General features: G+C 60.0%; 7 protein-coding genes. 2 read left to right on the plus strand and 5 right to left on the minus strand.

Translation table 11 applies throughout. The features are described from left to right. Nucleotides 1-38 precede the first annotated feature (38 nt). Nucleotides 39-1,394: a homogentisate 1,2-dioxygenase gene (gene hmgA / locus OEZ49_RS01985; RefSeq protein ID WP_263386759.1), complete on the minus strand. Its 1,356-nt coding sequence runs from the start codon at nucleotides 1,392-1,394 to the stop codon at nucleotides 39-41. Between the two features lie 58 nt (nucleotides 1,395-1,452). Here hmgA and OEZ49_RS01990 point away from each other — a divergent pair, with 58 nt between their 5' ends. Both OEZ49_RS01990 and OEZ49_RS01995 read left to right on the plus strand, forming a co-directional pair. Continuing rightward, complete coding sequence (locus tag OEZ49_RS01990; RefSeq protein ID WP_164130220.1) at nucleotides 1,453-1,905, plus strand: MarR family winged helix-turn-helix transcriptional regulator; 453 nt, start codon at nucleotides 1,453-1,455, stop codon at nucleotides 1,903-1,905. Between the two features lie 68 nt (nucleotides 1,906-1,973). Further along, nucleotides 1,974-3,215, plus strand: coding sequence for an adenylate/guanylate cyclase domain-containing protein (locus OEZ49_RS01995; protein WP_263386760.1), 1,242 nt, complete (start codon nucleotides 1,974-1,976; stop codon nucleotides 3,213-3,215). A 12-nt stretch (nucleotides 3,216-3,227) separates the two neighbouring features. Here OEZ49_RS01995 and OEZ49_RS02000 read toward each other — a convergent pair whose 3' ends face one another. From OEZ49_RS02000 to OEZ49_RS02015, 4 genes are all read right to left on the minus strand, one after another. Then, nucleotides 3,228-4,037: a division plane positioning ATPase MipZ gene (locus tag OEZ49_RS02000; RefSeq protein WP_263386761.1), complete on the minus strand. Its 810-nt coding sequence runs from the start codon at nucleotides 4,035-4,037 to the stop codon at nucleotides 3,228-3,230. A gap of 252 nt (nucleotides 4,038-4,289) precedes the next feature. After that, nucleotides 4,290-6,101, minus strand: coding sequence for a calcium-binding protein (locus tag OEZ49_RS02005; protein ID WP_263386762.1), 1,812 nt, complete (start codon nucleotides 6,099-6,101; stop codon nucleotides 4,290-4,292). A 92-nt stretch (nucleotides 6,102-6,193) separates the two neighbouring features. Further along, nucleotides 6,194-8,512: a calcium-binding protein gene (locus tag OEZ49_RS02010; protein WP_263386763.1), complete on the minus strand. Its 2,319-nt coding sequence runs from the start codon at nucleotides 8,510-8,512 to the stop codon at nucleotides 6,194-6,196. Between the two features lie 221 nt (nucleotides 8,513-8,733). Continuing rightward, complete coding sequence (locus OEZ49_RS02015) at nucleotides 8,734-11,571, minus strand: beta strand repeat-containing protein (RefSeq protein ID WP_263386764.1); 2,838 nt, start codon at nucleotides 11,569-11,571, stop codon at nucleotides 8,734-8,736. Between the last annotated feature and the right edge of the window lie 133 nt (nucleotides 11,572-11,704).

An 11,704-nucleotide genomic window follows, 5' to 3' on the forward strand; every position in this document is an offset into this window, starting at 1 on the left:
ATTTTTCGTGGAAAAATCCGGGCCCCCTCAGCCGCAGCTTATTTCTTGCCAGGGGTGCCGTCGAATTTCTTCTCCAGCGAGGTCCAGCAATCGATGTAATCGTCCTGAAGCGGCGCCTCCTTGGCGGCGAATTCGGTCAGGTGTTGCGGAAAACGGGTTTCGAACATGAAGGACATGGTCTGGTCCAGTTTGTCGGGGCCGAGATTGGCGTTCGACGCCTTCTCGAACGCTTCCTTGTCCGGTCCATGCGGCAGCATCATGTTGTGCAGGCTCATCCCGCCGGGGACAAAGCCCTGCGGTTTGGCGTCGTACTGACCATAGATATTGCCCATCAGCTCGGACATGATGTTCTTGTGATACCACGGCGGGCGGAAGGTATCTTCCATCACCATCCAGCGCTCGCGGAACAGGACAAAGTCGATATTGGCGGTGCCCGGCACGCCCGACGGCGCGGTCAGCACGGTAAAGATCGACGGATCGGGATGGTCGAACAGGATCGCGCCCACAGGGCAATAGGTGCGCAGGTCATATTTGACCGGGGCGTAATTGCCATGCCACGCTACCACGTCCAGCGGGCTGTGACCGATCTTAGTGGTGTGGAACTGTCCGCACCATTTCACCGTCACGGTCGAGGGCGCCTCGCGATCCTCGAACGCGGCGACCGGCGATTTGAAATCGCGCGGATTGGCCATGCAGTTGGCACCGATCGGGCCACGACCCGGCAGCTCGAACTTCTGGCCATAGTTTTCGCAGACAAAACCGCGGCACGGGCCTTCCAGCACCTCGACCCGATAGACCAGGCCGCGCGGCAGGATGGCGATTTCCTTGGGCTCGACGTCGATGATGCCCAGCTCGGTTGCAAAGCGCAGCCGTCCCTCTTGCGGTACCACCAGCAGTTCGCTGTCAGCGGAGAAGAAATAGTCGTCCACCATAGACTCGGTGACCAGATAGATATGGCTGGCCATGCCCACCTGGGTGTTCACATCTCCGGCGGTGGTCATGGTGCGCATGCCGGTGAGCCAGGTCAGCCCCGCGCCCGAATGTGCCACCGGATCCCAGCGGTACTGGCCCAGGCTGATCACATCGGGGTCGATGCAGGGGGCCGATTTCCAATAGGGCAGGTCGATCTTTTCAAAGCGGTGCGAATGCTTCACCGAGGGCCGGATGCGATAGCACCAGGTGCGCTCGGGGCGCGTTGCGGTAAAGGCAGTGCCGCTGAGCTGTTCGCCATAAAGGCCATAGTTACATTTCTGCGGGCTGTTCATACCCTGGGGCAGGGCGCCGGGCAGCGCCTCGGTCTCAAAGTCGTTGCCCCAGCCGGGCATATAACCTTCGGTCGTGCCGGTTGCAGTGGCCGCCTGGGTCAGTTGATGTGGGTCGATCGGACGGTTCATTCGCGCGTTCCTCCGTTTACTACTTGTCGGATAATAGTTGATTTTGTAACTAACAAGCATGACAAAGACCAAAATACCCGAAAATGATGACTTCGATCTGCGAAATTTCCTGCCTTTCCTTCTGAATCAGGCGGCGGAGCAGAGTTCGTTGGAGTTTCAGCAGATCTATAAGAATCGCTATGGCATGCTGCGTACAGAGTGGCGGGTGTTGTTTCACCTCGGCACGCACGGCGAAATGACGGCCAAGCAGATTGGCGAACGCGCCTTGATTCACAAGACCAAGGTCAGCCGCGCCGTGGCCAAGCTGGCTCAGCGTCGATACCTTACACGCACACGTGATGAGGCTGATCGGCGATCCGAGCAATTGGCGTTGACGGCGGCGGGGCAGGCGGTCTACCGGGAGCTTCGCGGTATCGCCGAGCGGTATGACGAGCGGATGGCAGCGCATTTCACCAAGGGTGAAGCGGCCCTGCTCAGGATGATGCTGCGGCGCTTGGCCGGAATGGATTGATCCGTTGCGGTCTGTGGTGCGGGTTGTGGCGATACCATATCGGTTGTGGCCGATACAGGAGCGATGTGATGAGTGACGGTGATGCAAGACAGGCAGCGGCAGGGCAGTTGCAGGATTGGCTGGTTCAACGCGGGCTGGAAGGCGCGCGGCAAGACGAGTTGCTGCACGGATATTGCGAACGCCTGGTCGAACTTGGCGTGCCCCTTTACCGCCTGCATGTCGCCCAAAGCGCCTTTCATCCCAAATACGGAGGGCTTGGGTACAACTGGTATCGCGACCGGGGCGTGTCCAGCGACAAATACGGGTATTCCGAGACCCCGATCGAGGCATGGTTGCGCAGCCCGCTCTATCATCTGCTCGACAGTGGCGAGACCGAGTATCGCGAGCGCTTGCTGGAGACAAATGCAGAAAGCCGCTTTCCCATATTGAATGAGCTGCGCGCCAACGGGGCCACCGATTACTTCGCGGCGGGTGTCATCCTTGAAAAGCGCGTGCCCTTCGAAAAAATCGACCCGCAAAATACGCCCGAGGGCGTGCTGATCTCGTGGTCCAGTGACGGGTCGGCGGGCTTTGCCGAGGCGGACCTCGATCTGGTGCGCGCTTCGCTGCCGCAACTGGCGCTGGCGCTGAAATCGGCGGCCAACCGGCAGATGGCGGGCGACCTGCTTCAGGTCTATCTGGGGCGCGACGCGGGGCGGCGGGTTCTGTCGGGCGAGATCCAGCGCGGCTCGCTTCAGCAGATCGACGCGGTCTTGTGCTACTTCGATCTCAAGGATTTTACCGCGCTGACCGAGCGCACCCCGGGCCCTGAGTTGATTGCCATGCTGAACGAGTATTTCGGCATGGCGGTCGGGGTGATCCAGGGGCACGGCGGCAATATCCTCAAGTTTCTGGGCGACGGCATTTTGGCCATGTTCAACCTCGAAACCCCGGAACGCTCGGCTGCCGCCGGGCTGGATGCGGCTGTCCAGATGCGCCGGGGCATGGAGGAGGTCAACGAGACGCGCCTGGCGCGCGGAGAAACCGTGACCAGCGTCACCCTGGCGCTGCACGCCGGAGAGATCCTCTATGGCAATATCGGTGCGGACAACCGGCTTGACTTCACGGTGATCGGTCCGGCGGTAAACCTCACGGTCCGGCTGTCCGGGCTTCACAGGTCGGTCGGCCGCAACATCATTCTATCCGAACCGGTGGCACGGTTTGCCGAACCGACCGGGCATGACCTTGTTAGCCTGGGCCGCTACATGCTGCGCGGGGTTTCCGAGCCGCAGGAATTGTTCACGATCTACGAGGGTGCGCCGGGCGAATAGCCGCACGCCACATCAGAAGTCGATCTCGACACCCGGCAGCTTGAGCGCCTTCATCATGTCGCGCAGCTCCTGCCGGGCGGCGATGTTCGAGATGTTGAGCTGCTTGACCCCGATATCCTTGAGGTCGAGCAGGGTCAGTCCACGCGGGAACAGCTCGCGAAATATCACGCGTTCGGAAAAGCCGGGTGCGATGCGAAACCCGATGCGGCTGGCCAGCATCTCGATCGCGCGCTCCATCTTCTCCTTGTTGACCATGCGCTGGGTCCCGACCCTGTTGCGTACGATGACCCAGTCAATCGGCTTCAGCCCGGCCTGGGCGCGCAATTGACGGGCGTTCCAGACCATTTCGGAGTACACCGACGGCCCCAGGATCTTTTCACCGCTGGAATCGATGCGCGCCAGCAGATCGAAATCGACAAAGCTATCGTTGAGTGGTGTGACCAGCGTGTCGGCCAGTGAATGTGCGACCTGGCTGAGACGGGTATGGGAGCCGGGGCAATCGATCAGGATGAAATCGCTGTCGGCCTCCAGCCGCGACACGGCTGCCGAAAGACGGTGATCGAACACGTTTTCGCCCGGCTTTAGCGAGGCAGCGTCGATCTCGGGCAGATCATGGTTTGTCGGCGACGGCAGGTGCAGCCCCGAGCTTTTCATGAACGCCGCGCGGTTTTCAAAGTAGCGGCCGAGGCTTCTTTGGCGCAAGTCGAGGTCGAGGGTGTTTACCTTGTACCCCAGTCGCGCCAGGGCGCTTGCCACATGCATCGAAACGGTGGATTTCCCCGCACCGCCCTTTTCGTTGCCGACGACGATGATATGCGCCATTGCCTGCGTCCCCTGATGTCCGAGCAGTTGCTCTCCCGGTTTTGTAGCACACTATATGTTGTGGGTGATGGGAAGGGAAGCGGTCACGTTGCTTTGACGTGCCCGGGCCCGTCCCGCTGGCCAGGTCACGAGGGCAATTACCACAAAACCGGATTTGTACGGCAAATTGGCCGTTTTGCCCCTACGCCATGGAAGGAATTGACCGTTTTGTACAGGCTAGGTCCGGGCCTGTCGCCGCGCCACGTGCAAGATTCAGGCCAGCAGGTCGAACACGTCGCTGCCGATCTGGAGGTTGATCGCGCTTTGCCCCTCGCCATCCACCAGCGCCCACATGATCTGTCCGGTCGGGCGGTAGATCACAAACGCCTCCTGCACCGCGTCGTCCCCGGCGCGTTCGCCCTCGGCATTCTGGGTGTGGTTGAAGTTGATCTGGAACTGTGACCGGGTCGCCGACAGCGTGCCGAATTGCAGGATATCGCCTTCGGCCGCGCTGTAATCCTGCACCCAGTCCGAGCCGTGGCCCGCAGCGCCAACGTGGAAGAACCGGTCTGCGCCCGATCCGCCATTCACCCGGTCGGATCCGTATCCACCGTTGAGGAAATCGTTGCCGTCGCCGCCGAACAGTATGTCGGAAAAGGCGTTGCCGGTGATCACGTCGTCGCCGGCCTGGCCGACGATCATGTCCACCCCGTTGCCGCCATTGATCGTGTCGTTGCCGTCCTGGCCATAGGCCAGATCGTTGCCGTCGCCGAGGAAGATTATGTCGTCGCCGGTGCCGCCCGTCACCTCGTCACGGAGCGCGCCGCCGTTGATGGTATCGTTGCCATCTTCCCCGTGCAGTTTGTTGTAGCCGTTGCCTGTCCTCAGGTCGTCATCACCCTCGCCGCCGCGCAGGGTGTCGCCACTGTCGGACCCGAGGAGGGTGTCATTGCCTGTCCGTCCCACAAGCAGGCTGGGACCCGGATGAAGATCGGCGCGCAGCAGGTCATTGCCCGCGCCGCCGTCGAGCGTGTCGGTTCCCGGCCCGGCGATCAGCAGATCGTGACCGTCATTGGCATGGATCAGATCGTCGCCACCCGCGCCGACCAACGTGTCATTGCCGGCGCCGCCGATCATCGTATCGTTGCCGTCAGTGCCGGTTTCCGCCAGCGACATGACGCCAAAGAGGATATCGGAAGTCAGAAGAACCGTGTTCGGCATGAACCAGTGAGATATCTGAACCTGCTCGACATCGCGCAGGTGAACCTCTTCCTCGCCGATGCTGAGGACGATCAGATCATCCACCTGTTCGAACATGTAGGGCAGCGACAGATGGCTGGGGCTGGCGGTCTGGCCTAAGATCGTGACGACATCGTAGCCTGCCCCGCCGTCGATCGTATCAGAGCCGGTTTGGCCGAGGTGATCACCGATCCTGTCGTCTCCATCGCCGCCGAAAATCAGGCTGCCCTGGAGTGACCTGTAGGCGTTCGAAGTGATGAAGTCGTCACCGGCCCCACCGTCGATCGTGTCGTTGCCGTTACCGCCATGCAGCTGGTCGTTTCCAGTGCCGCCGGTCAGGCTGTCGTTGCCGGTTGCCCCAAAGGCGAAATCGTTGCCCGGCGATCCGGTCAGGGTCAGGCCGCCGGTTGCCGCCGCCGCCAGGTCGGGCCAGAAAGATGCCCCATAGGTCTCCATGGTGAAAGACGAACTCCCCGAGGCGTCAATGCTGAGTGCCGGGCCGAGAAGCGCGGCCAGTTCGGTAAACCTGCTCCCTCGGCTTTCCTCCTGTGCGCTCAGGAACTCGGTCACGGTCCATGCGATATCGGTGATCTCGACCTCGGCTCCGGGCGGGCCGAAGGCCGTGTCCACGATCAGCACCCGCGTGATCGTGCCCCCGGTCAGGGCCCCTTCGGTGTCATAGGTAAAGCCAGTGCCGGAGAGGGTCACGCTTTCGCCGCTCTCCGCATCCGGCCGGGCGACAAGCTCGGTTGCGGTGCCGGTGCCGGAGGTCCGGTTCATCTCGGTCCGGCTCAGAACATCCGGGATAGCGAAGAAAAATGCGGAGTTGTAAAGAATATGGGCCATGGTCAAATACTTCTAAAAGAGGGTCCCCCACCCTGTGAGAGGTGGGGGAGCAAGAAGAAGCATAGGACATTCACACGAAAAATATCAGCCCCTTATGCCAGCAGGTCGAACACGTCGCCACCGATTTGCAGGTTGATCGAGGACTGGCCTTGCCCATCCACAAGTGCCCACATGATCTGACCCGTTGGCCGGTAGATCACAAAGGCCTCTTGCACCGCGTCATCCCCGGCGCGCTCTCCCTCGGCGCTGGCGGTATGGTCGAAGTTGACCTGGAAGTCGGCGCGGGTAGCGGCCGCATTGCCGAAGAGCAGAACGTCACCCTCGGCGGCGTTATAGTCCTGCACCCAATCAGAGCCATGATCGAAGATGCCCAGGTGATAGAACTTGTCGGCCCCGGTGCCGCCGTTGATCCGATCATGCCCGAACCCGCCATTGACGAAGTCATTGCCCGCACCGCCGAACACAAGGTCACTGAACGCCGAGCCGGTGATCACGTCGTCTCCATCCTGGCCCTGGACCTCGTCGACCCCAAAGCCACCGGCGATGGTGTCGTTGCCGCCCTGTCCATAAACCAGATCGTTGCCAGCGCCCGCGTCGACGGAATCGTTGCCTTCGCCGGCGTAGACGATGTCGCGCAGGTCGTCCGCACCTGGCCCGCCGATGATGATGTCATCACCATCGCCGCCGTTGAGTGTATCGGCGCCCAAACCGCCATCCATGCTGTCATTGCCGGTGTCACCGATAAGACGGTCATTGCCGTCGAGGCCGAGGATCGTGTCGTCGCCCGCTGTGCCGTTCAAGACATCCGCTTCCGGCGTGCCCTCGATCGGACCGGTGCCCCCACCTGAAACCAGATCCAGCAGGTCCACGAGACTCAGTGTCCGGTCAGTGAATTCGAAGAATTCGACCTCGCGCACACTGTCGGTGCCTTCGGACGTGACCAGAGTGAAGATCGCGCCGCTCAATCCGCCTGAGACCTCGGTACTGGCCACGTTGAACCGGGCGGTGTCGGTGCCGCTTCCGCCCCAGATGTCATCATTCCCGGCACCGCCATCGAGCGTGTCGTCGCCTTCGCCGCCCTGGAGCGTATCGTCCCCCGCCTCGCCCAGAAGCAGGTCGTTGCCGCCATTGGCAAAGATCACGTCATCGCCGCCCCTGGCTTCGATCTGGTCATCGCCTTCAGTGCCATTGAGCTCGTCGCTGCCGGGCGTGCCGATGATGGTACCAGACCCCGATCCATCCGGCACTTCGACCGATGTGAGAAGCTGGGCTGCCACTTCGTGCCAGGCTGGACCGCTTCCGTTTGCAACGGTAAAAGTGGCAATGGCCGATCCATCCGACAGTGCCGTAAGGTAGTCACCACCAGCAGCGCTGACCAAGGGATCATCATTTACCAAGACTTCGTCGCCGATCAACTCTCCGGTGGCAGAGAGCCGCTGAACATAGAGACCCGGCGGATGCACGGCTCCGGTTCCGCGCAAGCCGTCCGAGCCCCACATAACCAGAAGATCGCCGTTCGAAAGCTGCGTCGCTGAGGGACGGTACGAGTCGAAGTCATGGCCGCCGTCGAGACGTATCTCGCTCCCGACAGGCGCTCCGCCAGAGTCATAGAAGCGCACGGCGATTTTCGAGATGGTACCCAGGCCAGGAGTATTCACACTTTGCGTGAAGAATACCGCAAAACCGCCGCCGGAAAGCGCAACCACATCGGGATCCACTCCAGAGTTGACCAAGAACTCGGGGCCCAGTTTCGACCCCGAGCCATCGAACCTTTGGGCATAGATGTCGCGGTCTTCTGACAGCCAGGTCACCACGAAACCGCCGGTCGCCAAGGCCGCGATGCTGGCATCGGTCTGCCCGTTCTCGACAGTCGTGTTGACGACAAAGTCCGGATCGCTGCTGGTACCGGTCGTCGTCAGTATCTGGCCGGCAATTCCATAGCTGAATCTGTCGTCGAAGACGAAACTGTCCCAGACAACGGCGAGGTTGCCGTTGTTGAGCAAGACGGCATCCGGCTCTTTTTGGACGCTGTTCGTATGGGTGTTGACCTGAAATGGATCACCCACAAGCGTGCCGCTGGCATCCACTCGCTGACCTTCGATACCGGTGGAGGAGCCATCGACGACCGCACCGGTATGAAACACCACAAAACCGCCGTCAGACAGGGCGACGACCGACAATTCCGATTCTATTCCACTGGTATCGTCCAGAACCTCGAAGGCTGGTCCGGGAGTTCCATCGGCATCGTACATCCGCGCAAGAATGCGATGATTGCCCAGCATTTCGTCAGTGTCGTGCCAGACAACGACGTACCCGTTTGTCAGGCGCGCTGCCTCTGCATCATCCTGAAATCCCGTAGGGTCTGAGTTGACAATAAACGGGTCGCCGCTGGGCTGCGAGATGATAGCCATGGTCACTCCTGATGTTTATTTGATGCGAGTTTTCCTTTGAGAATTTTATTGAATGCGAATACGCGGGGCTGCCCCTCGACCGCGCTGCCCAAGATCCTACCACTTTTTCCTTTATTCCCAAAGCGGGAGTTCCGGTTCGACACGTCCGCGCGCAAGAGTGGGGCGGAGCGCTCCAAGGCATCCCCACGGAGATTTGCCAGAATCCTGTCTGTCCGAGACCGTCAGGTCAGCAGGTCGAACACGTCGCCACCGATTTGCAGGTTGATCGAGGACTGGCCTTGCCCATCCACAAGTGCCCACATGATCTGACCCGTTGGCCGGTAGATCACAAAGGCCTCTTGCACCGCGTCATCCCCGGCGCGCTCGCCCTCGGCGCTGGCGGTATGGTTGAAGTTGACCTGGAAGTCGGCGCGGGTAGCGGCCGCATTGCCGAAGAGCAGCACGTCACCCTCGGCGGCGTTGTAGTCCTGCACCCAGTCAGAGCCATGATCGAAGATGCCCAGGTGATAGAACTTGTCCGCGCCACTGCCGCCGTTGATCCGGTCATGACCGAAGCCACCATTGACGAAGTCACTCCCGGCGCCGCCAAAGACCAGATCGGAGAAGGCCGAGCCGGTAATCACGTCGTCACCATCCTGGCCCTGGATCTCGTCCACGCCGAAGCCACCGGCGATGGTGTCGTTGCCGCCCTGTCCATAGACCAGATCATTGCCGGCGCCCGCGTCGACTGAATCGTTGCCTTCGCCCGCGTAGACGATGTCGCGCAGGTCGTCCGCACCTGGCCCGCCGATGATGATGTCATCACCATCGCCGCCGTTGAGTGTATCGGCGCCCAAACCGCCATCCATGCTGTCATTGCCGGTGTCACCGATAAGACGGTCATTGCCGTCGAGGCCGAGGATCGTGTCGTCGCCGGCTGTGCCGTTCAAGGCATCCGCTTCCGGCGTGCCTGTGATCGGTTCTGAACCTACCGGGAAAAGATCGGCGACAAGTAATTCTCTATCGTCAAACCCAATGACCTCGACATTTCGTAAAATGTCGGTCCCTTCGGAAGAGACCACCTGGATATCACCAGAGGCCAATTGCGTGATTGTGGCATCGCTGGAAACTCCGGAATACTGAGCCTGGTCCTCACCTCCAGCACCGTCAAAGAAATCGTCCCCATCGCGAAGACGGACACGTTCGCCCCTCTCCGACCCGGTAATAGAATCGTTCAGTCTGCCGCCGCGAAATTCGAAGTAACCGGTTCCTACGATTGTATCAGTGCCGCCAAAGCCATCTTCGCTAACGATACCGGTGCCCAGATCGGCAATAACCCCGGTCGATGCGGAAGACGAATCGTAGTCCAACCTTACGCGCCCCGGGCTATCCTGGACCACGAGTCGATCGTCACCCCCGTACCCACGCAGAACGATATTGCCACCCTCGGCGGCAGACGCGGTCAACGTGTCATTCTGGAACGTGCCAAAAAGCTGGAACCAGCTGTTCTCCATCGCGTTTTGCACATCCGTCAGCGTCGTGGTTCCACCCGAGGCTTTAACGATTGTGCCGGTGTTGGCTACGCCGTCTATCGTGGCCTGAATGCCCATGCTCAGATCGAAATGCGCCACTCCGATGTTACCATCGGTCACTGCGCTGAAATCGATCAGGTCATCGCCAGTACCCGCGTTTATTTCGTCAAAGGCGTCACCGGTTCCACCGCCTGCATTGATTGTGTCGTTGCCGTCACCGCTGCGAATCCGGTCGCTGCCCAAACCGTCGCTGATAAGGTCGTTGCCGTCTTCGCTGCGAATATCGTCATCGCCGGCGGAGCCCGTGATCGTGTCGCCAAGATCAGTCCCGCGGATCTGGTCGAGCGGGTCCCCCAGGATCGTGTCGGTACCACCAAAGCCGTCTTCGCTGACAATCCCTGTGCCCAGATTGGCGATGATCCCAGTGGTTACAGTATTGGACCGATAATCCAGTCGGACCGTTCCCGGCCCCGAAACGATGTTGAACGTGTCATTGCCCTGATACCCGCGTATCGAAGCAAAGCCGCCCTCGACCGTGCTTACCGTGAAGGTATCGTCATGCGCTGTGCCGTAGATGATCAATTGATCAACCAGCATGGCGTTTCGCGCATCCGTCAGCGTCGTCGTACCGCCCGAGCTTTTGACGATACTGCCGGTATTGGCGCCGCCATCGATAGAGACCTGAATGCCTGCGTTCAGATCGAAATGTGCCAGCGCGACGGACCCGCCAGCCACAGCGCTAAGATCGATCACATCATCGCCGATTCCGGACCAGTATTCATTATAGGCATCATCGCCGCCACCGGTCGCATTGATCGTGTCGTTGCCGTCACCTGCACGAATGACGTCGTTACCCAATCCATCGCTCAGCAGATCGTTGCCGCCTTCGCTGCGAATATCGTCATCGCCAGCAGAGCCGGAGATCGTGTCGCCCAGATCAGTCCCGCGGATCTGGTCGAGCGGGTCCCCCAGGATGGTGTCGGTACCACCAAAGCCGTCTTCGCTAACAATACCGGTCGCCAGATCGGCGACGATCCCTGTGGTTACGGAACTGGCCCGATAATCCAGTCGGACCGTTCCCGGCCCCGAAACGATGTTGAACGTGTCATTGCCGCCCAGACCGCGCATCATGGCAAAGCCACCTTCGACCGCAGTTACCGTGAATGTATCATTGTGATTGGAGCCGAAGACCCCAAACCCATCTGCCAACATTGCGGTACGAACATCTGTTATAGTGGTTGTGCCGCTGGCCGCTTTGTCGATGGTGCCGGTATTTGCCGTTCCGTCGATGGTTACTGTGACGCCATTGGTGAGACTGTCGAAGCCTAACGCCTGGAAACCGCTGGTGGCATCGCTGAGAATGAGCAGGTCATTGCCCGTGCCGGTGTCGGTATAGTCGAATTCGTTATTGTCACCGGGGTTTACGGTGTCATCCCCGGCACCGGATGAAATGATATCAGTGCCTCCAAAAGTGTTGATGACATCATCTTCTACACCGGTGGTGATATTGTCGTTTCCGGTTGTTCCATTTGTTACAAGCACAACCACATTTGCCCCTCCAATAAAAATGTTCAAAAACTTTGATAATGGTTCAGCTTATTAAGATTTCGCTTTTTGGTCAATTTTGCGCGGGATATCCGATTTCCCGAAGAGCCTCTTTGGCGCTTTGTTTTCGGTATGC

Origin of the sequence: Ruegeria marisflavi (assembly GCF_025673445.1) — a bacterium.
GTDB classification, from domain to species: Bacteria; Pseudomonadota; Alphaproteobacteria; order Rhodobacterales; family Rhodobacteraceae; genus Ruegeria_B; species Ruegeria_B marisflavi.

Coding starts and splice junctions, on each gene's coding strand:
- OEZ49_RS02005 (WP_263386762.1), bottom strand. CDS start 6,101: ATGGCCCATATTCTTTACAACTCCGCATTTTTCTTCGCTATCCCGGAT.
- hmgA (WP_263386759.1), bottom strand. CDS start 1,394: ATGAACCGTCCGATCGACCCACATCAACTGACCCAGGCGGCCACTGCA.
- OEZ49_RS01995 (WP_263386760.1), top strand. CDS start 1,974: ATGAGTGACGGTGATGCAAGACAGGCAGCGGCAGGGCAGTTGCAGGAT.
- OEZ49_RS02010 (WP_263386763.1), bottom strand. CDS start 8,512: ATGGCTATCATCTCGCAGCCCAGCGGCGACCCGTTTATTGTCAACTCA.
- OEZ49_RS02000 (WP_263386761.1), bottom strand. CDS start 4,037: ATGGCGCATATCATCGTCGTCGGCAACGAAAAGGGCGGTGCGGGGAAA.
- OEZ49_RS01990 (WP_164130220.1), top strand. CDS start 1,453: ATGACAAAGACCAAAATACCCGAAAATGATGACTTCGATCTGCGAAAT.